We start from the raw sequence: 24,927 nt of genomic DNA on the forward strand, positions 1-24,927 counted from the left end.
GTCCCCTTCGTCTAGTGGCCTAGGACACCGCCCTTTCACGGCGGTAACAGGGGTTCGAGTCCCCTAGGGGACGCCACGATTTCTCGCTCTGCGAGACCAAGGGTCATTCGATTATTGAATGGCCCTTTTGTTTTTCTGGGGCTTTAATTTCCCTTGTCTTCTTGATCTCCCTTCCTGAATTGAAATGACACCTGCCTCTGTAGGAACGACCTGCGGGCGATGGCGCTCTACCAGTCGATAAAATTACTGCTCGTAATGCCTCCATCGCCAGCAAGCGGCGCCTACGAGATCGCCGGCGTTCAGTAGTTCAAGTTTTACCTTGCCAATTGTTATGACGAATATAATATTATCCGTGTAATTGGGGAGGTGAGCATGAGCGATAAAAAAGCCCAGACCCGCGAACGCATTCTCGAAGCCGCCAGCTGTGCGTTGATCAGTCGCGGCCCGGCCGATCCCAGTGTCAGCGAAATAATGGGTGCGGCCGGGCTGACCGTGGGCGGCTTTTACGCGCATTTCGACAGCAAGGAAGCCTTGATGCTCGAAGCGTTCAGCAGTCTGCTGCAGCAGCGGCGCAATCTGGTTGCCCAGGTCGACGAGCAATTATCCGGGAATGAGCGCAGGGCGCTGGTGGCGGCGTTCTATCTGTCGCGCAAGCATCGTGACGACCCGCATCGCGCTTGCCCCTTGCCGTCCATGGTCGGTGAGCTGACGCGCCTGCCCGAGAGCTTTCAGAGCGTGCTGTGTGAGCATCTCGAGCTGATGATGGCGCAACTGGCTTCGCGCCCTGAAGAAGCCGACAAGGTCCTCGCTGATATCGCCCTGATGCTCGGTGGAATGGCTCTGGCCCGCGCACTGGGTAACAGTGAGTTGTCGGACCGTGTGCTGCGGGCGGCGAAGTCGGCTGTGGTCTGATTGCAATCCGTTACACTGACCTTTGATTCGGGAACGACGTGCGGGAGCGGATTCATCCGCGAAGGCTGCCTGTCTGGCGACGAAAATGCGTCGGTTGTAGCGGCGTCTTCGCGAATGAATTCGCTCCCACAGGAATCGGGCCCCCTATAAATTCAAATGGTTTTGTGTAGCGGGAGCAAGCATGGTCTGGGATTTGGCAACGCCGTTCCTTATCGATCTGACGGTAATGGCTGAAGATATCGATGGCCTGGGGCACGCCAACAACGCGGTGTATGTCAGCTGGCTGGAACGTTGCGCCTGGCGTCACTCGCAGCGCTTGGGCCTGGACCTGACGGTCTATCGAAATCTTGATCGGGCCATGGCCGTGGTGCGCCATGAGGTGGATTATCTGGCGGCCGCTTATGAAGGCGACGAACTGCAACTGGCCACCTGGATCGTCGACTGGGATCAGCGCCTGCGCATGACCCGCCGCTTCCAGCTGCGCCGGGCCAGCGACGGCGTCACCCTGTTACGGGCGCAAACCACTTTTGTCTGCATCGAGCTGTCCAGCGGCAAGCCCAAGCGTATGCCCGTCGAGTTTATTGATGGCTACGGTCAGGCGCTTGTTTCCAAGCAGGTTGCCACTGAGTAAACTGCCGGACTTTTTTCGAGTGTGAAACATGCAAATTGCTCTGGCGCCCATGGAGGGACTGGTCGACGACATCCTGCGCAATGTGCTGACGCAAGTCGGCGGCATTGACTGGTGCGTGACCGAATTCATCCGGGTGACCGAGCGCGTGATGCCGGCCAGCTATTTCTACAAGTTGGCCTCCGAGCTGCACACCGATGCCAAGACCGCCGCCGGAACGCCATTGCGCCTGCAACTGCTGGGCTCTGACCCGGTGTGCCTGGCCGAAAACGCAGCGTTTGCCTGCGAGCTGGGGGCGCCGGTGCTGGACCTCAACTTCGGCTGCCCGGCCAAGACCGTCAACCGCTCCCGCGGTGGCGCGATCCTGCTCAAGGAGCCGGACCTGCTGCACGATATCGTCAGCCAGGTGCGCCGCGCCGTGCCCAAGGACATCCCGGTCACCGCGAAGATGCGCCTGGGCTATGAAAACACCGACGGTGCCCTGGATTGTGCCCGGGCCCTGGCCGATGGCGGGGCGGCGCAGATCGTCGTGCACGCGCGGACCAAGGTCGATGGCTACAAGCCGCCGGCGCACTGGGAATGGATCGGCAAGATCCAGGAGGTGGTCAAGGTTCCGGTGATCGCCAACGGTGAAATATGGACCGTGGACGACTGGCGCCGCTGCCGGGAAATCTGTGGTGCCCGGGATATCATGATCGGCCGCGGTCTGGTGGCCCGCCCTGATCTGGCCCGGCAGATTGCCGCGGCACAGGCCGGGGAACAGGTCACGCCCATGACCTGGGCCGAGCTGCAGCCGATGCTGCATACCTTCTGGCGCCGCTGCCTGGAGAAACTCAACGAGATCCAGGCGCCAGGCCGCCTCAAGCAATGGGTCGTCCTGCTGACCAAAAGCTATCCCGAGGCTGTGGTGCTCTTTGATGCCCTGCGCCGGGAGACTGATTGCACGCGCATTGGGCATTTGCTGGGTTATCGGCTGCCGGAAGCGGCCTGAAAAAATCTTCGAAAAATCTCTTGAAATGCATTTGGCGATCCTTATCTAAGGGTTACGCGATGCCGAAGTCGGGTCGCGTCATTAACCCCCTCGCTGAATTTCAGGAGATACAAAATGACTGCTGCATTTTCTCTGGCTCCACTGTTCCGTCATTCCGTTGGCTTTGACCGTTTCAACGACCTGTTCGAATCGGCCGCCCGTAACGAAACCGCTGGCAGCTACCCTCCCTACAACGTCGAGAAGCACGCTGAAGATCAATACCGCATCGTCATCGCGGCAGCAGGCTTCCAGGAAGACGATCTGGAGCTTCAGGTCGAGAAGGGCGTCCTCACCGTGACCGGCGCCAAGCGTGAGAACACTGCCGAAGGTGTGACCTTCCTGCACCAGGGCATCGCCCAGCGTGCGTTCAAGCTGTCGTTCCGCCTGGCTGATCACATCGAGGTCAAGAGCGCGGGCCTGACCAATGGCCTGTTGAATATCGACCTGCTGCGCCTGGTGCCGGAAGAGGCCAAGGCCAAGCGTATTCCGATCGCCGGTCAGAAGACCCTGGCGTAATTCCAGGCGCATAAGGCCGTTCTTGTGGGACCGGCTTCAGCCGGGAAGGCAATGCTACAGTCGCTGAGTTTCAACCGCCTGTGGCACTGCTTTCCTGGCTGAAGCCGGTCCCACGTTATTGGCGGCTGCGCAACAGCTGCGCGAACTCGGCAATATTCAACGGCTCGCTGAACAGATAGCCCTGATACAGGTAGCAGCCCAGCTGTTCGAGAAACTCCAACTGCTCGGGCTTTTCCACACCTTCGGCGATCACGATCAGATTGAGGCTCTGGGCCATGGCGACAATGGCGCGGATGATCTCGGCGTCGTTGGGGTCGGTGGTGGCGTCACGGACGAATGACTGGTCGATTTTCAGCGCATCCACCGGCAGGCGCTTGAGGTAGGTCAGGGACGAGTAACCGGTGCCGAAGTCGTCCATGGCGAAGCTGATGCCGAGTTTTTTCAGGCGACGCATTTTCGCGATGGTGTCGTCCAGATTCTGAATAACCACGCCTTCGGTGATTTCCAGCTTGAGCAGGTGACTGGGGACGCCGTTGCTATGCAGGCTGCGTTCGACCCGTTCAACAAAGTCGTTCTGACGGAACTGCCGGGGGCTGATATTGACGCAGAGCTTGAAGGCCTGCGGGTTGATCAGGTTGTCCCGTAACAGTTGCCCGCAAGCCTTGCAGGCTTCTTCGAGGACCCAGCTGCCTACTTCCAGGATCATCCCGCTTTCTTCCAGCACCTCGATGAAGCGGTTGGGCGGCAGGGTACCGTTTTCCGGGTGCAGCCAGCGCAGCAGGGCTTCTGCACCGATGATGCGGCTGCCGCGGGCATCGACCTGGGGTTGATAGCTGAGCATGAACTCGCCCCTCACCAGGGCCAGGCGCAGATCGTTCTCCAGGCGCAGGCGGTCGCTGGCGGCTTTCTGCATGCTGTTCTGGAACAACTGGGTGGTGTTGCGCCCGGAATCCTTGGCGCGATACAGGGCGATATCGGCGCGCTTGAGCAGGTCGGCCGGGTTGGAGCCGTGATCGGGGATCAGGGCGATCCCCATGCTCGGCGTGACCTGCAACCTCTGGCCGTCGAGGAACATCGGCTCGGCGAGGATCTCGCGCAGGGTGTTGGCCAGTTCGTATACCTGCTCGATGACTTCGCTGCGGCTGCCGTCCAGTTCACTGAGCAGCACCACAAACTCGTCGCCGCCCAGGCGTGCCACGGTGTCTTCCAGGCGCACGCTGGCTTCCAGGCGCGCCGTTACCACCTTCAGTACTGCGTCGCCCACCGGGTGGCCGAGGGAATCATTGATGTGCTTGAAGTGATCGAGGTCGAGGAACAGCAGGGCGCCGCGCCGGTCATGGCGCTTGAGCAGTTCGATCTGCTCGCTCAGGCGCTCTATCAGCAGGGCGCGGTTGGGCAGGTTGGTCAGGGGGTCGTGATAGGCCAGGTGCTCGATCTGCGCCTGGGCGTTCTTCAATTGAGTGAGGTCGCGAGCGGTGATGAGCAGGCAGGCGATCTCGTTGAGGATGATCGGTTCGATGGATAATTCCACGGCTAACGATTCACCATTCTTCTTGCGGCCGATCATTTCCCGGTGATGGACCCGACCTTTGTCGCGCAGCTCTTCGAGCAGCAGCAGGCGCTGTTGCGGGTCGGCCCAGATACCGACTTCCCGGGCAGTGCGGCCGATCACGTCATCCGGGTCATAGCCGGTCAGGCGGCAGAAACCGGTATTGATCTCCAGATAGCGCCCGGTTTCCTGTTCGGTGATGGTGATGGCGTCGGGACTGGAATAGAACGCTTTGGCGAATTTCTCTTCGCTGGCCTGCAAGGCGGCCTGGGCCCGTTGCTGCTGGCTGATATCGCGCAGGGTGGTGACGATGCAGGGCTGTTCGTCGACGACAATCAAGCGGCTGCTGACCAGGCAGGTCAGGTCCTCGCCATCCTTGCTGCGCAGCATCACCTGGAGGTTGTTGACTTCGCCTTCATCGATGATCTGCTGATTGCGTTTCAGGCGTTGCAAGGGGTCGGCCCAGAAACTGGTCTGTTTGACGTCCAGGCCAATAATGTCCTCGGCTTTCCAGCCGAATACCTGGCTGAACGCCGGGTTGATCTCGATGAATTCGCTGGTTGCGAAATGGGTGACGCAGACTGGATAGGGGCTGACCTGGAACAGGCTGGCGAATTTCTCTTCCGAAGCCTTGAGGCGCTTTTCCCGCTCCACTTGCTCGGATATATCGAGAAGAGTGCCGGCCATGCGCAAAGGCTTGCCGCTGGCATCCATGTGCAGGCGGGCGCGGCAATCCAGATAGCGCACCGAGCCGTCTTTCAGGGGCAGGCGATAGGTCAATTGCTGGTTGCCGACCTCACCGTTGCGCAGTCCGTCGTAGGCCCGGCGCAGATTGGCGCGTTCGGATGGGCAGGTCTGGGCGAAGAAAGCATCCAGGGATTCATGGAAGGGCTCGTCGGGCAGGCCGTGCAGTTCGGCGGCGCGGCCGGAGCAATAGATCATGTCGCTGGGAATGTGCCAGTCCCAGATACCCATCTGCGCCGAGTCCAGAGCCAGGTCCAGGCGCTCCTGACTGTCACTGAGCGCCTGCTCGGTATGCTTGTGGCGACTGTTGTCGAGAAACGAACCGAGCAGGTAGGGGCCGTCGGGCAATTCAACCCGCTGGACGTAGTAGGTGCCGTCCAGGCAGCTGCCGTCGCGAGTGCTGATCTGCACGTCAAGGCTGACCTGGGCCTCGCTTTCCAGGGCCAGGGCGATGAGTTGCTGGCGCTGCCGCGGATCGGGCCACAGGCCGATCTGCAGCGTGGTGCGCCCGATAATATCTTCCGGCCGCCAGCCGAGCAGGGTTTCAACGTGCTGGTTGACTGCGCAGATCAGGCTGTCCTCAAGACGGGTCAGCAGCACGAGGTTCGGGCTCAGGTTGTACAGGGTCGCGAAACGTTGCTCCGACGACTCGTCCGGATCGGCTGCCTGACCGGGCAATTGAAATGTACGGCTGTCCAAGGGGTTGGGCATTTGATCACGAGCCTTATAGGAAAAAGCCGGTATGACGATCGTTGAGGCAACCACCCGGGTCGCGCCAAAGCACACTGCGCTCGTGTCTACTGGGGCTGCTGTGCATCCAGTAATGCCATGAAGGCCCGTGCTGCATTCGAGAGTGTCCGCTCGGTATGCAGAATGTAGCCTAACTGGCGGGTCAGCTGTATGTCGGGCAATGGAATACGCGCTACCTGTTCATCGAGCATAGTACGCGGAAGCACGCTCCATGCCAGGCCAATGGACACCATCATTTTGATGGTTTCCATGTAGTTGGTGCTCATGGCGATATCCGGCTTGAGGCCCTGGACTTCACAGAGGCCTTTGACGATATGGTGGGTAAAAGTGTTTTCGCCGGGGAACACCGCCGGATAGCGGACGATATCCGGCAAGGTGATCGGCCCGCTGTTGGCCAGGGGATGTTCGGGGGCGCAGACAAAGTCCAGCGGGTCATCCCAGACCGGAACCGCCCGGACCAGCGTGTGAGGCTCGGGGGCCAGGGTAATCACCGCCAATTCCGCGCGGCCATGAAGGATTTCCTCGTAGGCCACTTCCGAGTCGAGGAACTGGATATCCAGGGCGACCTGCGGATAGCGCCGGGTGAACTCCCTTAATAAAGGAGGCAAGCGATGCAGGCCGATATGATGGCTGGTGGCCAGAGTCAGGCGCCCGCTTACTTCGCCTGTGAGGTTGGTAAGGGCCCTGCGAGTGTCATCGAGCACGTTGAGGATCTGATAGGCCCGTGGCAGCAGGGCGCGGCCAGCCTCGGTCAGGCTGACCTCCCGGCCCAGGCGATCGAACAGCCGTACGTCCAGCTGCTGCTCAAGACCGGCGATGCGCTTGCTGATGGCTGGCTGGGTCAGATGCAGGCGTTCCCCGGCACCGGAGAAGCTGCCGGTCTCGGCGATGGCAATAAAGGCATTGAGGTTGGCCAGATCCATGTTCGAATTCCAGTTGGTTATCCAAAGCATAAAAATTATGAATTTGAGTTATTTAAGCATATTTCATACGATCACCCCCACAAGCCAAGGGGTCATCGAACTTCGAGCACCCAAGGCATAGAAACAAGCTGATGAGGAAACCGTCTGATGGCCGGCAAAACGCTCTACGACAAGCTTTGGGATTCGCATTTGGTCAAGCAGCGCGACGATGGGTCGGCGCTGATCTACATTGACCGTCATATCATCCATGAAGTGACTTCGCCCCAGGCTTTCGAAGGCCTGCGTCTGGCCGGGCGCAAGCCATGGCGTGTCGACAGCATTGTTGCCACTCCGGACCACAACGTGCCGACCACCCCTGAGCGCAAAGGCGGTATTGAGTCCATCGTTGACCAGGTGTCCCGTCTGCAAGTCCAGACCCTTGACGACAACTGCGACGAATACGGCATCACCGAATTCAAGATGAATGACCCGCGTCAGGGGATCGTTCACGTGATCGGCCCGGAGCAGGGTGCAACCCTGCCTGGCATGAGCGTGGTCTGCGGCGACTCGCACACCTCGACCCATGGCGCGTTCGGTGCCCTGGCCCATGGCATCGGTACTTCGGAAGTCGAGCACGTGCTCGCCACCCAGTGCCTGGTCGCCAAAAAAATGAAGAACATGCAGGTCAAGGTCGAAGGCAAATTGCCCTTCGGCGTGACGGCCAAGGACATCGTCCTGGCCGTGATCGGCAAGATCGGCACCGCTGGCGGTAACGGCCATGCCATCGAGTTCGCCGGCAGCGCGATCCGTGACCTGTCTATTGAAGGCCGCATGACCATCTGCAACATGTCCATCGAAGCCGGTGCCCGTGTCGGCATGGTGGCCACCGATGAAAAGACCGTCGAGTACGTCAAAGGCCGTCCGTTCGCGCCGAAAGGCGCCGAGTGGGACCTGGCCGTAGAGGCGTGGAAGGACCTGGTGTCCGACCCGGACGCGGTGTTCGACACCGTAGTCGAACTCGACGCGACCCAGATCAAACCGCAAGTCAGCTGGGGCACTTCGCCCGAGATGGTCCTGGCCGTTGATCAGAACGTGCCGGACCCGGCGAAGGAAGATGATCTGGTCAAGCGTGGCTCCATAGAGCGCGCTTTGAAGTACATGGGCCTCAAGGCCAATCAGGCGATTACCGACATTCAGCTGGACCGCGTATTCATCGGTTCCTGCACAAACTCGCGGATCGAAGACCTGCGTGCTGCGGCGGACGTGGCCAAGGGCCGTAAAGTCGCCTCGACCATCAAGCAGGCCATCGTCGTGCCGGGTTCGGGCCTGGTCAAGGCTCAGGCCGAGAAGGAAGGCCTGCACGAAATCTTCCTTGAGGCCGGTTTCGAATGGCGTGAACCGGGCTGCTCCATGTGCCTGGCGATGAACCCGGACCGTCTGGAGACCGGTGAGCATTGCGCGTCCACTTCCAACCGTAACTTCGAAGGCCGTCAGGGCGCGGGTGGCCGTACTCACCTGGTCAGCCCGGCGATGGCGGCCGCGGCCGCGATCAACGGTCGTTTCATCGACGTTCGCGACTTGATGCAGCACTAAGGAGCCCAACATGAAAGCCTTTACTCAGCACCACGGCCTTGTCGCTCCTCTGGATCGTGCCAACGTCGACACCGATCAGATCATCCCCAAGCAGTTCCTCAAGTCGATCAAACGCACCGGTTTCGGGCCGAACCTGTTCGACGAGTGGCGTTACCTGGACGTGGGTCAGCCTTATCAGGACAATTCCAAGCGCCCCTTGAACAAAGACTTCGTGCTCAACCACGAACGCTATCAGGGCGCCAGTGTCCTGCTGGCCCGGGAGAACTTCGGTTGCGGCTCCAGCCGTGAGCACGCACCCTGGGCCCTGGAAGAATATGGTTTTCGCAGCGTGATCGCCCCGAGCTATGCCGATATCTTCTTCAACAACAGCTTCAAGAACGGCCTGCTGCCGATTATCCTCAGCGACGCCGATGTCGATGAGCTGTTCCAGCAGGTCGAGGCCAACCCTGGCTATCAGCTGAACATCGACCTGGCCGCCCAGACCGTGACCCGTCCCGACGGCAAGGTACTGAGCTTCGAAATCGACGCATTTCGCAAACACTGCCTGCTCAACGGCCTGGACGATATCGGCCTGACTCTGATGGATGCCGATGCGATTGCGACGTTTGAAAGCAAGCATCGCGCTACCCAGCCGTGGTTGTTCAGGTAAAAGGTCCTGCCCCGGACATTGTTGTGGGAGCGGATTCATCCGCGAAGACGTCAGCACACTCAGCACTAAAGTGACTGATAGATTGCTTTCGCGAATAAATTCGCTCCCACGGGTTTTTGTGACTTCAGCAAGAGGATGTTATGAGCAAGCAGATTCTGATTCTCCCAGGTGATGGTATTGGTCCGGAAATCATGGCCGAGGCGGTCAAGGTGCTGGAACTGGCCAATAGCAAGTATCAACTGGGCTTCGAGTTCAGCCACGACGTGATCGGTGGCGCTGCCATCGACAAGCATGGCGTGCCATTGGCCGACGAGACCCTGGACCGGGCCCGTGCTGCCGATGCCGTGCTGCTGGGCGCCGTGGGTGGGCCGAAGTGGGATGCGATCGAGCGTGATATCCGTCCTGAGCGTGGTCTGCTGAAGATTCGTGCGCAACTGGGTCTGTTCGCCAACCTGCGTCCGGCGATTCTCTACCCGCAATTGGCCGATGCCTCGAGCCTGAAGCCGGAAATCGTTGCCGGGCTGGATATCCTCATCGTTCGCGAACTGACCGGTGGTATCTACTTCGGTGCGCCACGGGGCACCCGCGAGCTGGATAATGGCGAGCGTCAGGCCTACGACACCCTGCCGTACTCGGAAAGCGAAATCCGCCGTATCGCCCGTGTCGGTTTCGACATGGCCCGTGTGCGCGGCAAGAAGCTGTGCTCGGTGGACAAGGCCAACGTCCTGGCTTCCAGCCAGCTGTGGCGTGAAGTGGTCGAGCAGGTGGCCAAGGATTATCCGGACGTCGAGCTGAGCCACATGTATGTCGATAACGCGGCGATGCAGCTGGTGCGTGCGCCGAAGCAGTTCGACGTGATGGTTACCGACAACATGTTCGGCGATATCCTCTCCGACGAGGCGTCGATGCTCACCGGCTCCATCGGCATGCTGCCATCGGCGTCCCTGGATTCGAACAACAAGGGCATGTACGAGCCTTGCCACGGTTCGGCTCCTGACATTGCTGGCAAAGGCATTGCCAACCCATTGGCGACCATTTTGTCGGTGTCGATGATGCTGCGTTACAGCTTCAACCAGCACGCTGCCGCCGAGGCCATCGAGAAGGCCGTGAGCCTGGTGCTGGATCAGGGTTTGCGTACTGGCGACATCTGGTCGGAAGGCAAGGCGAAGGTCGGTACTCAGGAAATGGGTGACGCCGTAGTCGCCGCGCTGCGGAATCTGTAATATTTCCGGCCCGCCCTTGAGGCGTGGCCCACTTTTTGTAAAAGGTGTAGTTGCGATGAAACGTGTAGGTCTGATCGGTTGGCGTGGCATGGTAGGTTCCGTGCTCATGCAGCGGATGCGCGAAGAACAGGATTTCGATCTGATCGAGCCGGTGTTCTTCACCACGTCCAATGTCGGTGGCCAGGCCCCTTCAGTGGGCAAGGATGTCGCACCCTTGAAGGATGCGTACAACATCGACGAGCTGAAAACCCTCGACGTGGTTCTGACCTGCCAGGGTGGCGACTACACCAACGAGGTGTTCCCCAAGCTGCGTGAAGCAGGCTGGCAGGGTTACTGGATCGACGCCGCCTCGTCCCTGCGCATGCAGGACGACGCAGTGATCATCCTCGACCCGGTCAACCGCAAGGTCATCGACCAGCAACTGGACGCCGGCACCAAGAACTACATCGGCGGCAACTGCACCGTCAGCCTGATGCTGATGGGCTTGGGTGGCCTGTTCGAGGCCGGTCTGGTCGAGTGGATGAACGTCATGACTTATCAGGCGGCTTCCGGGGCCGGCGCGCAGAACATGCGTGAACTGATCAAGCAGATGGGCACCACCCACGCTGCCGTGGCCGACGACCTGGCCAACCCCGCCAGCGCCATCCTCGACATCGACCGCAAGGTTGCCGAGGCCATGCGCAGCGAGTCCTATCCGACCGAGAACTTCGGTGTGCCATTGGCTGGCAGCCTGATTCCGTGGATCGACAAGGAACTGCCCAACGGCCAGAGCCGCGAAGAGTGGAAGGGTCAGGCCGAGACCAACAAGATCCTCGGTCGTTTCAAGAGCCCGATCCCGGTGGACGGTATCTGCGTGCGCATCGGCGCCATGCGCTGCCACAGCCAGGCGTTGACCATCAAGCTGAACAAGGATGTGCCGATCGCCGACATCGAAGGCCTGATCGCCTCGCACAACCCTTGGGTCAAGCTGGTGCCAAACCACCGCGAAGCGAGCATCCAGGAACTGAGCCCGACCGTCGTGACCGGCACCATGAGCATTCCGGTAGGCCGTCTGCGCAAGCTGAACATGGGATCGCAATACCTGGGCGCCTTCACCGTGGGCGACCAACTGCTGTGGGGCGCGGCCGAGCCGCTGCGTCGCATGTTGCGGATTCTGCTGGAGCGCTAAGCGTCACGCGGTAACGAAAAACCCGCTTCCTTTCCGGGAAGCGGGTTTTTTTGTGCCTGTGCCTGGAGGGGGGTGATGGCAGAGGCGCTGCGAATCAAGACCCGTTCTCGACGACGGTGGATAAGCCATGATGACCCTGGGCAGGGTGCTGATGCTTTGGCTTTGCCCTCAGGCCAGATCAATACAGCGTATCGGCAATGCGCCCCGGCAAGGCCTTGTCATAGGCGTCGCCGTCGATTTCCGCTGCTGAAACATCCTTGAGAATCTGCCCCGCCGTCGGCAGGGCACTGCGCTCTATCTGACGTGCGGCATCCCACAGGCCAGCGCGGATCACCGCTCTGCTGCATTGGAAGTAGACGCTGGTCACAGTGATGCGCAACACGGTTTTAGGCAGCTGGCCATTTACCGCAAAGCGGGTCAGCAGCTGCGGCTCAACGCAGATCTGCGCCGTGCCGTTGACCCGCAAGGTTTCGCCGACGCCCGGCACGAGAAACAGCAGGGCCACGTGAGGGTCGTCGATGATATTGCGCAGCGTATCGAGCCGGTTGTTGCCGCGGCGATCCGGCAGATACAGGGTCTTGCTGTCTTCGATATGCACGAAGCCCGCCTGATCGCCACGGGGCGAGGCATCAAGGCCGCCGGGGCCGGAAGAGGCGAGGATAGCGAAGGGCGCCGCTTCGATGAAAGGGCGGTACACGGGGTGAATGTGATCGACTTCTTTCACCAGCGACGGACGGGCGACTGCACCGTACAGCTTTTCCAGGGCTTCGGTCGTCGTTACGTACGAAGTGTGGTCGACGTTCGTCATGCTTGTTCCTGTCAAAGTACATATAACTTGTCGGGCCCACGCCGCTGTTGTGGGAGTGGATTTTGTGGGAACGAATTCATTGGCTCAGTCTGCACTAAGTGTTGCGTACGAGGTGTCGCGAATTATGTGGATCGTCCCATACTGGCCAGTGTTTGCTACGCGACACTCTGATTCTCCTGGACGTCTTGCCTGGCCTGCCACAGCTCATTGCATGGGGTAGCGCAGGAACGCCGGATGCTGTTCGAGCAGTGCGGTGTGCTGTTGCAGACGGGGAAAGGCTTGGGCCTTGACCACCGGCGCAATCATCAACTGGGTGAAGGACCAGGCTACTGCCGCCGTTAATGCGCCCTGGGTCAGGCGCTCGGCGGGATTGTCCGGCAAGCGCTTTTCCAGCAGCGTGTAGGCCGCCAGCAACTGCCCGGTTACCCGATCCAGCCATGGCTCGTGGAGTTTTTCCGCCGGACGCAGGTTGTGTTCGTAGACGATCTGCACACTTTTCTCGCACGCCGCCAATGCCAGTCCGGCCAGTTCCAGATCCTTGCCGCGGGCGCCGGGTTGCTGGGGAAATAGCTTGTGCGACACGGGCGCCAGGGTTTCGAAATAGTCGAGGATCAGGTTGGAGTCCTGCAGCAGTGTGCCGTCATCCAACACCATGGTGGGCGCCTTGACCACCGGATTGATCCGGGAGAACTCGGCAAAGGTGCTGAACACCGACAGCGTCTGGTGCTCGAACTCGACACCGTAGAGTTCCAGGGAAATGGCCACGCGGCGCACATAGGGCGAGTCGAGCATGCCGATCAGTTTCATGAAGCCTCCATTCATCTTTTTGTTTAACGTGGCTTACTCTATAAAAAGACCGGCTCAACGAATATTGATGATTTTTACCCGCAAAGGTTAGTAAAACTTACATGAGCGTGATTCCTCCATCGGCCAGCCTGCGCAGTTTCGAGGCAACTGCAAGGCTCGGCAGCGTGACCCTGGCCGCCAGGGAGCTGCACGTGACTCACTCGGCCATCAGCCAGCAGATCAAGGTGCTGGAGGATATCGTCGGCCTGACCCTGTTTGTCCGGGAAGGGCGCGGGCTCAAGGTCAGCGAAGAAGGGCGCCTCTATGCCTTGCAGATTCGTCAGTCACTCGGTGATATCGCTGAAGCTACGCGCCTGTTGCAGGCGCAGCCGAAAACCGACGAATTGGTAGTGGCAGTGCTGCCGTCCTTTGCCAGGTCCTGGCTGTTGCCGCGGTTGCCGGATTTTCAGCGGCTGCATCCCCACATCAATATTCGCCTGCAAGCCAGCCTGGGCCTCGCCAATCTGTATCAGGAATCCATTGATATCGGCATCCGCATGGGCAAGGGCGATTGGGAAGGGGTCGAGCAACGCCTGTTGTTCGCTGACGAACTGGTGGTGGTCGCTGCTGCGCACTTCAATGGCGGGCAGTTGCCCCTGAGCCCTCGGCAGATTGTTGAGAGTCGCATCATCTATGGCAGCGAATCCTGGCTGCCCTGGTGCCAGGCCGCTGGCGTTGAGATGAGCGCCGAGCGTCGCGGTATTTCCTGCAATGACTCGAATATCGTTCTGGAAGCCGTGCGCCTGGGCCAGGGCATTGCGCTGGAGCGGCGCAGCCTGGTCCATGACGCCATTGAACGCGGTGAGCTGGTGCAGCTTGGCGAGGTCAGTGCCGCTTATCCCTATCCTTATTGGCTAGTGTGGCCGCCCCGGGAACGTTCGCAGCATAAACAGCAGGCGTTCATTCAGTGGCTGAGCGCAACGGTCGACGTCTATAAGGGATCGATCTGATAAATCCCAAAATATGGGATTGATATTTACATATTGAGATTTTTCGCCAATCAGGTTTATAGTCCGCCTCGCACCCACTGCTTGAATATCCAATTACAAAAAGGTGAAAGCGATGCAGGCGCACTTGATTGCGCTCGATTGGGGGACAACCTCTCTGCGGGCTTATCGACTTGGCGAACAAGGCCAGGTCCTGGAACACCGCTCGCTGTCTGCGGGCATCATGCAATTGCCTTCCACCCCTCGCGCCATCGGCGGCGTGATGTGTGCCGATGGTTTCGAGCTGGCTTTCGACGAGGCCTGTGGTGACTGGCTCGATGCCCAGCCGGACCTGCCGGTGATTGCCTGCGGCATGGTCGGCAGCGCCCAGGGCTGGCGCGAGGCGACCTACCGGGAAACCCCGGCCAGTGTTGCCGGGCTGAGCGAGGCCTTGCAGATCGTGCGCAGTCGGCGCGGAGTCGATGTGCATATCATTCCGGGCGTATTGCAGCGCTCGACCCTGCCCAATGTCATGCGCGGCGAAGAAACCCAGGTGCTTGGCGTGCTGGCCGGTCTGGCTGCTGTCGAGCAGGCGCAACCCCTGCTGATCGGTCTGCCTGGCAGCCACTCGAAGTGGGTGCGGGTGGTCGATGCCAGCATCGTCCATTTCGACACTTTCATGACCGGTGAGGTCTACGCTGCTCTCTGTGCCCATACCATTCTTGGCCGGACCATGCAGCGCAACGAGGAGTTCGCCGCCGACGCCTTTGATCGCGGCCTGCAGACAGCGCTGTCAGCAGAAGGCGCTGCCGGACCGCTGTCGACAATCTTCAGTTGCCGCACCCTGGGCCTGACCGGGCAGCTCGACGCCAGCGCCCAGGCCGATTACCTGTCCGGTCTGCTGATCGGCCATGAACTGGCCAGCCTTGCCGCCTTGCTGTGGCGCAATCATGAACAACTCCCCGCCGTGGTCCTGATCGGCAGCGACGCTCTGTGCCTGCGTTATGGGCGGGCCCTGACGGCGTGCGGTTTTGCCCAGGTTCGCGTGGCGGCCCAGGCCACCGAGCGCGGCCTGTGGCAGGTCGCGGTCCAGGCCGGCTTGCTGGCACCTATTAAAGAAGAGGTCTGAGATGCTCAAACAAGCACTGACACAAAACGGTCTGGTCGCGATTCTGCGCGGCCTGCGTCCGCAAGAAGCAGAGGCCATCGGCACTGTGTTGTACGAGGCCGGGATTCGCGTCATCGAAGTGCCGCTCAATTCGCCGCAGCCTTACGACAGCATACGTCTGCTGCGTTCGCTGCTGCCGGCTGATTGTCTGATTGGTGCGGGGACGGTCCTGACCCCGGCCCAGGTGAGTCAGGTCAAGGATGCGGGCGGCCAGGTGATCGTCATGCCCCACAGCGACCCGACGGTACTGCGTGCGGCGAAGGCGGCGGGGTTGTTCCTGTCACCGGGGGTGGCGACGCCGACCGAAGCCTTCGCTGCCCTGGCCGAAGGCGCCGATGTGCTGAAGATGTTTCCTGCCGAGCAAATGGGCCCGGCGGTGGTCAAGGCCTGGCTGGCGGTATTGCCGGCCGGCACGGTGCTGCTGCCGGTGGGTGGCATCACTCCGGACAATATGGCGGCGTTCATCAGTGCCGGGGTCAAGGGCTTCGGCCTGGGTTCCGGGTTGTTCAAGCCCGGCATGAGCGCAGCCGACGTGGCTGAAAGTGCCAAGGCTTACGTAGCTGCCTGGAACAAAGGCGTGTGATCGACGCGTGTGAGCGTCTTACTCGAACAAGAGAGCATTCGTTATGAAAATCACCAAACTCACCACTTTTATCGTGCCACCGCGCTGGTGCTTCCTCAAGGTCGAGACCGACCAGGGCATCACCGGCTGGGGTGAGCCGGTCGTTGAGGGCCGTGCCCATACCGTGGCTGCGGCCGTGGAAGAACTGTCCGATTACCTGATCGGCAAGGACCCGCGCAATATCGAAGACATCTGGACCGTTCTCTATCGCGGCGGCTTCTATCGCGGCGGCGCGGTACATATGAGCGCCCTGGCCGGGATCGACCAGGCGCTGTGGGATATCAAGGGCAAGCATTTGGGCGTGTCGGTCAGCGATCTGCTCGGCGGCCAGGTACGGGACAAGATCCGCGTCTACTCATGGATCGGCGGCGATCGTCCGGCCGACACCGCCCGTGCGGCGAAAGAAGCCGTAGAGCGCGGTTTCACGGCAGTGAAGATGAATGGCACCGAGGAGCTGCAATTTCTCGATACCTTCGACAAGGTCGACCTGGCCCTGGCCAACGTGGCAGCCGTGCGTGATGCAGTAGGGCCGAACGTCGGCATCGGCGTCGACTTCCATGGCCGGGTACACAAGCCCATGGCCAAGGTGCTGATGAAGGAGCTGGACCCCTACAAGCTGATGTTCATCGAAGAGCCGGTGCTCAGCGAAAACTACGAGGCCCTGAAAGAACTGGCACCCCTGACCAGTACGCCAATTGCTCTGGGTGAGCGGCTGTTCTCGCGCTGGGACTTCAAGCGCGTGCTCAGCGAAGGGTATGTCGACATCATCCAGCCGGATGCTTCCCACGCAGGTGGCATCACCGAAACCCGCAAGATCGCCAATATGGCCGAGGCCTACGACGTCGCCCTGGCCCTGCATTGCCCTCTGGGGCCGATTGCCCTGGCGGCTTGCCTGCAACTGGATGCGGTCTGCTACAACGCCTTCATTCAGGAGCAGAGCCTGGGCATCCACTACAACGAGAGCAACGATCTGCTGGATTACATCAAGAATCCCGAGGTGTTCGACTACGACAAGGGCATGGTCAAGATCCCCAACGGGCCTGGGCTGGGCATCGAGATCAACGAGGAATACGTCAAGGAACGCGCGGCCATCGGCCACCGCTGGCGCAACCCGATCTGGCGCCATGCCGATGGCAGTTTTGCCGAGTGGTGATGGCCTGACTCTCACCAAAAGAACACCGAATCATTGGAATTGAAATGAGATTGGTGGGACCGGCTTCAGCCGGCAAGGCGCTTGGATTGACCGAGGAGATGCGGCGGATGTACCGGCCCTTTCCCGGCTACAGCCGGTCCCACGGTGTTCTTCCCAGACCTCAATAACCATAAGAAGAGGCAAACCCCATGCAGACACGCACACTCGATAGCGCGGCGCTGGCTACGCCGACCCGCAAGCGCTTTTTCATCATGGTCCTGTTGTTTATCACTGTGGTGATCAACTACCTGGACCGCAGTAACCTGTCCATCGCCGCCCCGGCCTTGACCAGTGAACTGGGCATCGACCCGGTCCACGTCGGCCTGGTGTTCTCGGCATTCGGCTGGACCTACGCGGCCATGCAACTGCCCGGTGGCTGGCTGGTGGATCGGGTGCCGCCGCGCATTCTCTATACCGCCGCCCTGGCGCTATGGTCCCTGGCCACGGTGATGCTCGGCTTTGCCGGCAGCTTCGTCGCGTTGTTCGTCTTGCGCATGGCCGTCGGTGCCCTGGAAGCGCCGGCTTACCCGATCAACAGCCGCGTGGTCACCACCTGGTTCCCTGAGCGCGAGCGGGCCACAGCCATTGGTTTCTATACTTCCGGGCAGTTTGTCGGCCTGGCGTTCCTGACCCCGGTACTGGCCTGGCTGCAAGCCACTTTCGGCTGGCACATGGTCTTTGTCAGCACCGGGATGATCGGCATCGTCTGGGCGGCGATCTGGTACATGGTCTATCGCGAGCCACGGGACTTCAAAGGCGTCAATCCCGAGGAAATCGAGCTCATCCGCGAAGGCGGCGGGCTGGTGGATATCCAGGCGGACGTGAGCAAGAAGGCCCAAGGCTTCAGTTGGCTGGATCTGGGCATCGTGCTGAGCAAGCGCAAGCTATGGGGCATTTACCTGGGGCAGTTCTGCCTGAACTCGACCCTGTGGTTCTTCCTGACCTGGTTCCCTACCTATCTGGTGAAATACCGCGGCATGGACTTCATCAAGTCCGGCCTGCTGGCCTCTTTACCGTTCCTTGCGGCGTTTGTCGGCGTGCTGTGCTCAGGGTTTTTCTCCGACTGGCTGATCCGTCGCGGTTACACCGTGGGCTTTGCCCGCAAGTTGCCGATCATTGCCGGGTTGCTGATTTCCACGTCCATTATCGGCGCCAACTTCGTTGATTCAACGCCTCTGGTCATCGCCTTCCTGGCCCTGGCGTTCTTCGGCAACGGCCTGGCGTCGATTACCTGGTCCCTGGTCTCGACCCTGGCCCCGGCGCGGCTGCTGGGCCTGACCGGCGGCACCTTCAACTTCATTGGCAACCTGTCGGCCATCGCTACGCCTATCGTCATTGGTTTTCTCGCCACGGGTGACTCGTTTGCCCCGGCCATTACCTATATCTCGGTACTGGCATTGATTGGTGCGCTTTCCTACATCCTGCTGGTGGGCAAGGTCGAGCGTATTGAGTTGTGACATCTGCCCGGGCTGGCGGCGATAATGCCGTCAGCTTTTTGATCGGATAAGGCGTGATATGCAGCTTGAACCCCCGCAACCCGAATCACCTGCCGCAGCGCCCACGGGTACCCAGACCTTGCTGCGCGGCCTTGGCGTGATCCAGGCCGTGGCCAGCGGTGCCCGGGACCTCAAGGAAATCGCCCGGCTGATCGGCACCACCCGCAGCACGACTCATCGCCTGGCCAGTTGCCTGGTGGAGGAGCGCTATCTGCGCGTATTGCCGCAGGTGGGCTACCTGCTGGGGCCCAAGCTGATCGAGCTGGGTTTCCAGGCTCGCGAAGAAGTGCCCCTGGCCATGCTGGCGCGGCCTTATCTGGATCGTCTGTCGCAATTGACTGGCGATACCGTGCACCTGGCCGTGCGTGATGGCGATGAAGTGCTGTACCTGCACAAGAACCCCGGCCGTAATGGCCCGGAGATGCGTTCGCGAGTCGGTCATCGCATGCCCTTGGCCCGCACGGGCATCGGCAAGGCGTTGTTGCTCGACAGCAGCGAAGCGGAATGGCAGCGGTTGTATGAAATCAGTCGACCGGTGGCGGGGCGTAATCCGTTGTGGCCCAGTCATGAGGAGCAATCCTGGGAGCAGGTGCGTCAGCGCATGCTGGAGTACGTGCAGGGCGGCTACGCATTCGATCTGGAAGACAACGAACCATCGATCCGCTGCGTCGCGGCGCCGATTCGCGATGCCGGTAAACAGATTGTTGCCGGGATCAGTATCGCCAGTACCGTGCCGTACATGCCGCTGGAAAAGATGGCCGAGCTGGTGCCGCTGATCAAGCAGACGGCGGCGCAGCTGTCGGCGGAGTTGGGGGGGTAAGGCGTCTGCAGCCTTGTGGATCGTTGTGGGAGCGGATTTATCCGCGAATGCAGCATTCCAGACGATACGGCTGCATCGAATGTACTGTCCTCTTCGCGAATGAATTCGCTCCCACAGGATTCGACCTTATAGGGTCGAAGGTTAGGCTTTCAATGTGGCCATATCTATCACAAAGCGATACTTCACATCACCCTTGATCACCCGTTCGAAGGCTTCGTTGATCTTGCGGATATCCAGCATCTCGATATCACAGGTTATGTCGTGCTCGGCGCAGAAATCCAGGACTTCCTGGGTTTCGGCCAGGCCGCCGATCATGGAACCGGCCAGTACTCGACGCTTCATCACCAGGTTAACCGCATGCACCGGCGGGTTGATCGGTTCGATCAGGCCGACGAGGATATGCACGCCGTCGAACTTCAGGGTATTGAGGTAGGGGTTGAGGTCGTGTTGTACCGGGATGGTGTCCAGCAGGTAGTCGAACCGACCGGCGGCGGCCTGCATCTGCGCCTCGTCGGTGGACACGACCACATGGTCAGCCCCCTGGCGGCGGGCTTCTTCGGCCTTGGCCTGGGAGCGAGTGAACAGCGTCACTTCAGCGCCCATGGCCTTGGCGAATTTGATACCCATATGGCCCAGGCCGCCCATGCCCAGTACGCCGACCTTGTCACCGGCCTTGACGCCGAAGTGCTTGAGCGGTGAATAGGTGGTGATGCCGGCGCACAGAATTGGCGCAGCGCTAGCCAGATCGAGCCCGGCCGGAATGCTGACGACGAAGCGGTCGCTGACCACGATGGCGCTGGAGTAGCCGCCCATGGTCAGGCTGCCGTCGATGCGGTCGTGACCTGCGTAAGTCTGGGTCGGCCCTTCGACGCAGTATTGTTCCAGATCCGCCGTGCAGGCTTCGCAGGTGCGGCAGGAGTCGACCAGGCAGCCGACGCCGACCAGGTCACCGACCTTGAACTTGCTGACATTGGCGCCTATGGCGGTGACTTTGCCGACGATTTCATGGCCGGGCATCAGCGGGTAGGTGGCAAAACCCCACTCGTTGCGCGCCTGGTGGATATCCGAGTGGCAGACGCCGCAATAGAGGATCTCGATGGCCACATCGTCGGCCCGTGGGGCGCGGCGTTCGAAGGTCATGGGGGCCAGGGGAGCGGTCGATGTCTGGGCGGCGTAACCGATGGCTGTGTACATGATGAACCTCGCTAATGTGTATCGGATTGAAGGCGGCCATTGTCCGGGAGGCTGCCCGGACTGACGATGTTGATTCCTCCGAGTGTCATGCCTATTCCTCCGGCGCCCGTCGCCGCGTGATCGCCTCTTGGGGCAGATCTGCGATGATAGGGCTGTCTAATCCTCTGCCAGGTCTTTCATGTTGCAGTCCTACCATTCCGACGCCAATGCCGCCTTGGTCGCGCTGATCAAGCCTTTGGCCACGCGGCCGGGTTTCGTGGCGACACGCTTGCCGCAAGTCAACGTCGTCTCCCTCTATACCTATGTCGCCAGCAGCCCGCAGATCTACGAGCCGAGCCTGATGATCATCGCCCAGGGCGGCAAGTTCGCGACACTGGGCACTCGCACCCTGGACTACGGCGCCGGGCATTACCTGGTGCAAGCGCTGTCGGTGCCGTTCATGTGCGAGACCTTTGCTACGCCCGAGGAGCCGCTGTTCGGCGTATCGGTGGCGATCGATCGGGTGGTTCTGGGCGAGCTGGTCCAGGCTCTGGGCGAGGAGCCGGACCAGATCGTCGAGGCGCAGACGCCGGAATCCATGACCTCGGCGGTGCTGGATACGGCCTTGCGCGAGAGCCTGGAGCGCCTGCTGCGCTGCCTGCACGATCCGCTGGAGTGCCAGGCCATGGGCAAGGCGCGGCTGCGTGAGGTGTTGTATGCGGCCTTGCGCGGGCCACAATCGGGTGTGTTGCGAGCGCTGGTCACCCAGCAAAGCCATTTCGCCCGGGTAGCCAGTTCGCTGACATATCTGCACAACCATTTCTCGGAGCCGCTGAACGTCGAGACCCTGGCACGCCAGGCGAACATGAGCGCTTCGACCTTCCATGAGCATTTCAAGCGCAGCACCCTGCTGTCGCCAGTGCAATACCTCAAGCGCCTGCGTCTGCTCAAGGCCCAGCATCTGCTGATCGTCGAAGGGTTGGGCGTGGCCCAGGTGGCGCTGCGGGTTGGCTATCAGAGCACGTCGCAGTTCAGTCGCGAATATAAACGCTACTTTCAGCGTAATCCGGGGGAGGAGGGGATAAGGAATACGGCCCTGTTACAGGCATAGGAGCGGATCAAGGGGGGCGAATTATAATGTGGGAGCGAATTCATTCGCGAATAGGCCAGTGAATGCAGTGCATCTGCGTTGACTGGAATACCGCTTTCGCGAATGAATTCGCTCCCACAGGTCTTTCCCAATGGGGGTGCCCGTTAGGGCATCTTACATATTGGGGTACGTTGGCCCGCCTGCGCCTTCCGGGGTGACCCAGGTGATGTTCTGGGACGGGTCCTTGATGTCGCAGGTCTTGCAGTGCACGCAGTTCTGCGCGTTGATCTGGAAACGCTTCTCGCCGTCTTCCTTGGTGACCACTTCGTATACGCCTGCCGGACAGTAGCGCTGGGCCGGCTCGTCATACAGCGGCAGGTTGGTGCCGATGGGAATGCTCGGGTCGGTCAGCTTCAGGTGGCAAGGCTGCTCTTCTTCGTGGTTGGTGCCGGAGATGAACACCGAGCTGAGCTTGTCGAAGCTGAGTTTGCCGTCGGGTTTCGGGTACTCGATTTTCTTCGAGTCGGCCGCCAGCTTGAGGCAGGCGTAGTCCGGCTTGGTGTCGTGCAGGGTAAACGGCAGCTTGCCAGCGAAGATGTTCTGGTCGATGAAGTTGAACGCACCGCCCATGATGGCGCCGAACTTGTGCAGGGCCGGGCCGAAGTTGCGGCTGCCGAACAGTTCTTCCTGCAACCAGCTGCCCTTGAATGCCTGAACATAGTTGTTCAGGGTGTCACCGCCTTCGTTACCGGCAAACAGCACGTCGGCGATGGCTTCGGCGGCGAGCATGCCGGATTTCATGGCGGTGTGGCTGCCCTTGATCTTGGCGAAGTTCAGGGTGCCCAGGTCGCAGCCGATCAGCGCGCCGCCGGGGAAGACCATTTTCGGCAACGAGTTCAAGCCGCCCTTGCAGATGGCACGCGCGCCGTAGCTGATGCGTTTGCCGCCTTCCAGGTACTGCTTGATCACGGGGTGGTGCTTGTAGCGCTGGAATTCGTCGAACGGCGACAGGTACGGGTTGCTGTACGACAGATCGACGATCAGGCCCACGACCACCTGGTTGTTTTCCAGATGATAAAGGAAGGAACCGCCCATGTTGTCGTCGTCCAGCGGCCAGCCGGCGGTGTGTACCACCAGGCCTTGCTCATGCCTGGCCGGGTCGACTTCCCAGATTTCCTTGAGGCCGATGCCGTAGTGCTGGACGTCGGACTCGTCATCGAGTTTGAAGCGCTTGATCAGCTGCTTGCCGATATGACCGCGGCAGCCTTCGGCGAACAGCGTGTATTTGCCGCGTAGTTCCATGCCGGGGGTGTACAGGCCTTCCTTGGGGTTGCCCTCGCGGTCAACGCCCAGGTCGCCGGTGATGATGCCGCGTACTACACCGTTGTCGTCGAACAGGGCTTCCTGGGCGGCGAAACCGGGGTAGATCTCTACGCCCAGGTTTTCGGCCTGCTGGGCCAGCCAGCGGCACAGGTTACCCAGAGAGATAATATAGTTGCCATGGTTGTGCATGGTCTTGGGTACGAACAGGTCCGGTACCTTGGTGGCGCTGTCGGCGCTGCGCAGTACATAGATGTCATCGCGCTTGACCGGCGTGTTCAGCGGTGCGCCGAGCTCCTGCCAGTTGGGGAACAGTTCGTTGAGGGCGCGAGGTTCGAATACCGCGCCGGACAGAATGTGCGCACCGACTTCCGAGCCTTTCTCCACCACGCAGACGCTGATCTCCTGCCCTGCATCGGCAGCTTTTTGCTTCAGGCGGCAAGCGGCAGAAAGCCCGGCGGGGCCGGCTCCGACGATGACCACGTCGAATTCCATGTATTCGCGTTCCACAGGCTATCTCCTACTCAAGGCTCTACGGTGTTTTTTTATATGGCGCATAAAAAGCGACGTATGAAGGGTGGTTGGCCCAAACGTCATTACACAAGGGGCGCATTATATCTACACCACCCTTGCGGTCCAATACAAACGTTTGTTTGAATTAGCTGCAAGCCTGATAAATCATAGAGGCGGGGCTCGTGACTGGCAGTTTTGTCGTATTGACCAGAAAAGGTGTTCCGGTCAAGATACGGGCGGTTTCGCGCTTATTGGGTGTTTGTACAGCGCCTGGCTGTTGATCCAGGAACACCTCTAAAGACATTGCGAGCCGCGTGACAGACCAGCCTCGCCTGTTGCAGGGCGGCAGGGGGATGAAGTTTACACACCCTTGTGGTCTACGGCTGTGATTGCTGGATGCGGACGGATGTTTTTGCCGAATTCCCCCTTCAGCAAGCACGAATACAGTGTTTTCAGAGGTGTTCTTTACACTGACGCGCATTCATCGTCTGGCTGATGCCGGGCGACTTCTTTTCACCGGAGAGAAACGAGGAATCCATGAAGGTTCTTGTAGCTGTCAAACGTGTGGTCGACTACAACGTCAAGGTTCGCGTCAAAGCGGATAACTCCGGCGTTGATCTGGCCAACGTCAAAATGTCGATGAACCCTTTCTGCGAAATCGCCGTGGAAGAGGCCGTCCGCCTGAAAGAGAAAGGCGTAGCGACCGAGATCGTCGTCGTTTCCATCGGCCCGACCACCGCCCAGGAGCAACTGCGTACCGCGCTGGCTCTGGGTGCTGACCGCGCCATCCTCGTTGAATCCGCCGACGAACTGAATTCCCTGGCCGTGGCCAAGCTGCTCAAGGCCGTGGTCGACAAGGAACAGCCGCAGCTGGTGATCCTGGGCAAGCAAGCCATCGACAGTGACAACAACCAGACTGGCCAGATGCTGGCAGCCCTGAGCGGTTACGCTCAAGGCACCTTCGCGTCGAAAGTCGAAGTGTCGGGTGACAAGGTTGCCGTGACCCGCGAAATCGACGGTGGCCTGCAGACCGTTTCCCTGAGCCTGCCGGCGATCGTGACCACGGACCTGCGTCTGAACGAGCCACGCTACGCCTCGCTGCCGAACATCATGAAAGCCAAGAAGAAGCCTCTCGAAGTGCTGACTCCTGACGCTCTGGGTGTTTCCACCGCTTCCACCACCAAGACCCTGAAAGTCGAAGCGCCTGCTGCCCGCAGCGCGGGCATCAAGGTCAAGTCGGTGGCTGAACTGGTCGAGAAACTGAAAAACGAAGCGAAGGTGATCTAACG

At 60.4% G+C, this 24,927-nt stretch carries 22 protein-coding genes and 1 tRNA gene; 17 read left to right on the top strand and 6 right to left on the bottom strand.

The genetic code is table 11. From position 1 onward, the window contains the following. The 5 genes from ACCD02_RS25320 (at nt 1) to ACCD02_RS25340 (ending at nt 3,086) form a co-directional block, all read left to right on the top strand. Nucleotides 1-76, top strand: a tRNA-Glu gene (locus ACCD02_RS25320). Between the two features lie 296 nt (nt 77-372). Then, nucleotides 373-912 (top strand): TetR/AcrR family transcriptional regulator, encoded by a 540-nt coding sequence (locus ACCD02_RS25325; RefSeq protein ID WP_413308165.1) that lies wholly within the window; start codon nt 373-375, stop codon nt 910-912. Nucleotides 913-1,093: 181 nt separating this feature from the next. After that, nucleotides 1,094-1,543 (top strand): acyl-CoA thioesterase, encoded by a 450-nt coding sequence (locus ACCD02_RS25330; protein WP_413308168.1) that lies wholly within the window; start codon nt 1,094-1,096, stop codon nt 1,541-1,543. A 28-nt stretch (nt 1,544-1,571) separates the two neighbouring features. Then, the gene (locus tag ACCD02_RS25335; protein ID WP_413308171.1) at nt 1,572-2,531 is read left to right on the top strand and encodes a tRNA dihydrouridine synthase; all 960 of its coding nucleotides are present in this window, start codon (nt 1,572-1,574) and stop codon (nt 2,529-2,531) included. Between the two features lie 114 nt (nt 2,532-2,645). Continuing rightward, on the top strand, nt 2,646-3,086 hold the full coding sequence (locus ACCD02_RS25340) for an Hsp20 family protein (RefSeq protein WP_413308174.1): 441 nt from the start codon (nt 2,646-2,648) through the stop codon (nt 3,084-3,086). Between the two features lie 115 nt (nt 3,087-3,201). On the opposite strand, the gene ACCD02_RS25345 is transcribed toward ACCD02_RS25340, so the two are convergent. Together ACCD02_RS25345 and ACCD02_RS25350 are read right to left on the bottom strand one after the other, a co-directional pair. After that, nucleotides 3,202-6,090 carry an EAL domain-containing protein gene (locus ACCD02_RS25345; RefSeq protein ID WP_413308176.1) on the bottom strand — a complete coding sequence of 963 codons (2,889 nt, stop codon included), beginning with the start codon at nt 6,088-6,090 and terminating at the stop codon, nt 3,202-3,204. Between the two features lie 86 nt (nt 6,091-6,176). Then, nucleotides 6,177-7,052, bottom strand: coding sequence for a LysR family transcriptional regulator (locus ACCD02_RS25350; RefSeq protein WP_413308178.1), 876 nt, complete (start codon nt 7,050-7,052; stop codon nt 6,177-6,179). Nucleotides 7,053-7,199: 147 nt separating this feature from the next. On the opposite strand from ACCD02_RS25350, the gene leuC reads away from it, so the two are divergent. From leuC to asd, 4 genes are all read left to right on the top strand, one after another. Beyond that, nucleotides 7,200-8,624: a 3-isopropylmalate dehydratase large subunit gene (gene leuC, locus ACCD02_RS25355; RefSeq protein WP_413308181.1), complete on the top strand. Its 1,425-nt coding sequence runs from the start codon at nt 7,200-7,202 to the stop codon at nt 8,622-8,624. 10 nt (nt 8,625-8,634) lie between these two features. Further along, nucleotides 8,635-9,273 carry a 3-isopropylmalate dehydratase small subunit gene (gene leuD / locus ACCD02_RS25360; RefSeq protein ID WP_413308184.1) on the top strand — a complete coding sequence of 213 codons (639 nt, stop codon included), beginning with the start codon at nt 8,635-8,637 and terminating at the stop codon, nt 9,271-9,273. A gap of 140 nt (nt 9,274-9,413) precedes the next feature. Continuing rightward, nucleotides 9,414-10,496 (top strand): 3-isopropylmalate dehydrogenase, encoded by a 1,083-nt coding sequence (leuB, locus tag ACCD02_RS25365; RefSeq protein WP_413308187.1) that lies wholly within the window; start codon nt 9,414-9,416, stop codon nt 10,494-10,496. Between the two features lie 55 nt (nt 10,497-10,551). Continuing rightward, a complete protein-coding gene (asd, locus tag ACCD02_RS25370) occupies nt 10,552-11,664 on the top strand; it encodes an aspartate-semialdehyde dehydrogenase (protein ID WP_259100415.1) in 1,113 nt (370 codons plus the stop codon). A gap of 178 nt (nt 11,665-11,842) precedes the next feature. Here asd and ACCD02_RS25375 read toward each other — a convergent pair whose 3' ends face one another. After that, the gene (locus ACCD02_RS25375; RefSeq protein WP_413308191.1) at nt 11,843-12,472 is read right to left on the bottom strand and encodes a pyridoxamine 5'-phosphate oxidase family protein; all 630 of its coding nucleotides are present in this window, start codon (nt 12,470-12,472) and stop codon (nt 11,843-11,845) included. 204 nt (nt 12,473-12,676) lie between these two features. Then, the gene (locus ACCD02_RS25380; protein ID WP_413308194.1) at nt 12,677-13,279 is read right to left on the bottom strand and encodes a glutathione S-transferase family protein; all 603 of its coding nucleotides are present in this window, start codon (nt 13,277-13,279) and stop codon (nt 12,677-12,679) included. A gap of 101 nt (nt 13,280-13,380) precedes the next feature. Here ACCD02_RS25380 and ACCD02_RS25385 point away from each other — a divergent pair, with 101 nt between their 5' ends. The 6 genes from ACCD02_RS25385 to ACCD02_RS25410 all read left to right on the top strand — a co-directional run bounded on the left by ACCD02_RS25385 (nt 13,381) and on the right by ACCD02_RS25410 (nt 19,542). Next, nucleotides 13,381-14,268 carry a LysR substrate-binding domain-containing protein gene (locus tag ACCD02_RS25385; RefSeq protein WP_413308197.1) on the top strand — a complete coding sequence of 296 codons (888 nt, stop codon included), beginning with the start codon at nt 13,381-13,383 and terminating at the stop codon, nt 14,266-14,268. Between the two features lie 112 nt (nt 14,269-14,380). After that, nucleotides 14,381-15,373 (top strand): 2-dehydro-3-deoxygalactonokinase, encoded by a 993-nt coding sequence (locus ACCD02_RS25390; RefSeq protein ID WP_413308200.1) that lies wholly within the window; start codon nt 14,381-14,383, stop codon nt 15,371-15,373. A gap of 1 nt (nt 15,374) precedes the next feature. Continuing rightward, nucleotides 15,375-15,995, top strand: a complete 621-nt coding sequence (locus ACCD02_RS25395; RefSeq protein ID WP_413308203.1) for a 2-dehydro-3-deoxy-6-phosphogalactonate aldolase — start codon at nt 15,375-15,377, stop codon at nt 15,993-15,995. Between the two features lie 43 nt (nt 15,996-16,038). Beyond that, a complete protein-coding gene (gene dgoD, locus ACCD02_RS25400; protein WP_027900875.1) occupies nt 16,039-17,187 on the top strand; it encodes a galactonate dehydratase in 1,149 nt (382 codons plus the stop codon). 188 nt (nt 17,188-17,375) lie between these two features. After that, entirely contained in the window at nt 17,376-18,683 is a 1,308-nt protein-coding gene (locus tag ACCD02_RS25405) for an MFS transporter (RefSeq protein ID WP_413308206.1), read from the top strand. Between the two features lie 58 nt (nt 18,684-18,741). Next, complete coding sequence (locus tag ACCD02_RS25410) at nt 18,742-19,542, top strand: IclR family transcriptional regulator (RefSeq protein ID WP_413308208.1); 801 nt, start codon at nt 18,742-18,744, stop codon at nt 19,540-19,542. A gap of 141 nt (nt 19,543-19,683) precedes the next feature. Here the strand turns inward: ACCD02_RS25410 and ACCD02_RS25415 are convergent, their stop codons facing one another. Continuing rightward, the gene (locus ACCD02_RS25415) at nt 19,684-20,736 is read right to left on the bottom strand and encodes an NAD(P)-dependent alcohol dehydrogenase (RefSeq protein WP_413308211.1); all 1,053 of its coding nucleotides are present in this window, start codon (nt 20,734-20,736) and stop codon (nt 19,684-19,686) included. 178 nt (nt 20,737-20,914) lie between these two features. Between ACCD02_RS25415 and ACCD02_RS25420 the strand changes: the two genes are divergently transcribed. After that, nucleotides 20,915-21,826 (top strand): AraC family transcriptional regulator N-terminal domain-containing protein, encoded by a 912-nt coding sequence (locus ACCD02_RS25420; protein WP_413308213.1) that lies wholly within the window; start codon nt 20,915-20,917, stop codon nt 21,824-21,826. A gap of 153 nt (nt 21,827-21,979) precedes the next feature. Here the strand turns inward: ACCD02_RS25420 and ACCD02_RS25425 are convergent, their stop codons facing one another. Continuing rightward, nucleotides 21,980-23,635: an electron transfer flavoprotein-ubiquinone oxidoreductase gene (locus ACCD02_RS25425; RefSeq protein WP_413308216.1), complete on the bottom strand. Its 1,656-nt coding sequence runs from the start codon at nt 23,633-23,635 to the stop codon at nt 21,980-21,982. 540 nt (nt 23,636-24,175) lie between these two features. Here ACCD02_RS25425 and ACCD02_RS25430 point away from each other — a divergent pair. After that, nucleotides 24,176-24,925 (top strand): electron transfer flavoprotein subunit beta/FixA family protein, encoded by a 750-nt coding sequence (locus ACCD02_RS25430; RefSeq protein WP_413308219.1) that lies wholly within the window; start codon nt 24,176-24,178, stop codon nt 24,923-24,925. Nucleotides 24,926-24,927 lie beyond the last annotated feature (2 nt).

The organism is Pseudomonas sp. Pseusp88, from assembly GCF_047303955.1.
Taxonomy (GTDB): domain Bacteria; phylum Pseudomonadota; class Gammaproteobacteria; order Pseudomonadales; family Pseudomonadaceae; genus Aquipseudomonas.

Bases quoted from the DNA above. Each gene is read 5' to 3' on its own strand.
- ACCD02_RS25325 (WP_413308165.1), top strand. From the start codon at position 373: ATGAGCGATAAAAAAGCCCAGACCCGCGAACGCATTCTCGAAGCCGCC.
- ACCD02_RS25330 (WP_413308168.1), top strand. From the start codon at position 1,094: ATGGTCTGGGATTTGGCAACGCCGTTCCTTATCGATCTGACGGTAATG.
- ACCD02_RS25335 (WP_413308171.1), top strand. From the start codon at position 1,572: ATGCAAATTGCTCTGGCGCCCATGGAGGGACTGGTCGACGACATCCTG.
- ACCD02_RS25340 (WP_413308174.1), top strand. From the start codon at position 2,646: ATGACTGCTGCATTTTCTCTGGCTCCACTGTTCCGTCATTCCGTTGGC.
- ACCD02_RS25345 (WP_413308176.1), bottom strand. From the start codon at position 6,090: ATGCCCAACCCCTTGGACAGCCGTACATTTCAATTGCCCGGTCAGGCA.
- ACCD02_RS25350 (WP_413308178.1), bottom strand. From the start codon at position 7,052: ATGGATCTGGCCAACCTCAATGCCTTTATTGCCATCGCCGAGACCGGC.
- leuC (WP_413308181.1), top strand. From the start codon at position 7,200: ATGGCCGGCAAAACGCTCTACGACAAGCTTTGGGATTCGCATTTGGTC.
- leuD (WP_413308184.1), top strand. From the start codon at position 8,635: ATGAAAGCCTTTACTCAGCACCACGGCCTTGTCGCTCCTCTGGATCGT.
- leuB (WP_413308187.1), top strand. From the start codon at position 9,414: ATGAGCAAGCAGATTCTGATTCTCCCAGGTGATGGTATTGGTCCGGAA.
- asd (WP_259100415.1), top strand. From the start codon at position 10,552: ATGAAACGTGTAGGTCTGATCGGTTGGCGTGGCATGGTAGGTTCCGTG.
- ACCD02_RS25375 (WP_413308191.1), bottom strand. From the start codon at position 12,472: ATGACGAACGTCGACCACACTTCGTACGTAACGACGACCGAAGCCCTG.
- ACCD02_RS25380 (WP_413308194.1), bottom strand. From the start codon at position 13,279: ATGAAACTGATCGGCATGCTCGACTCGCCCTATGTGCGCCGCGTGGCC.
- ACCD02_RS25385 (WP_413308197.1), top strand. From the start codon at position 13,381: ATGAGCGTGATTCCTCCATCGGCCAGCCTGCGCAGTTTCGAGGCAACT.
- ACCD02_RS25390 (WP_413308200.1), top strand. From the start codon at position 14,381: ATGCAGGCGCACTTGATTGCGCTCGATTGGGGGACAACCTCTCTGCGG.
- ACCD02_RS25395 (WP_413308203.1), top strand. From the start codon at position 15,375: ATGCTCAAACAAGCACTGACACAAAACGGTCTGGTCGCGATTCTGCGC.
- dgoD (WP_027900875.1), top strand. From the start codon at position 16,039: ATGAAAATCACCAAACTCACCACTTTTATCGTGCCACCGCGCTGGTGC.
- ACCD02_RS25405 (WP_413308206.1), top strand. From the start codon at position 17,376: ATGCAGACACGCACACTCGATAGCGCGGCGCTGGCTACGCCGACCCGC.
- ACCD02_RS25410 (WP_413308208.1), top strand. From the start codon at position 18,742: ATGCAGCTTGAACCCCCGCAACCCGAATCACCTGCCGCAGCGCCCACG.
- ACCD02_RS25415 (WP_413308211.1), bottom strand. From the start codon at position 20,736: ATGTACACAGCCATCGGTTACGCCGCCCAGACATCGACCGCTCCCCTG.
- ACCD02_RS25420 (WP_413308213.1), top strand. From the start codon at position 20,915: ATGTTGCAGTCCTACCATTCCGACGCCAATGCCGCCTTGGTCGCGCTG.
- ACCD02_RS25430 (WP_413308219.1), top strand. From the start codon at position 24,176: ATGAAGGTTCTTGTAGCTGTCAAACGTGTGGTCGACTACAACGTCAAG.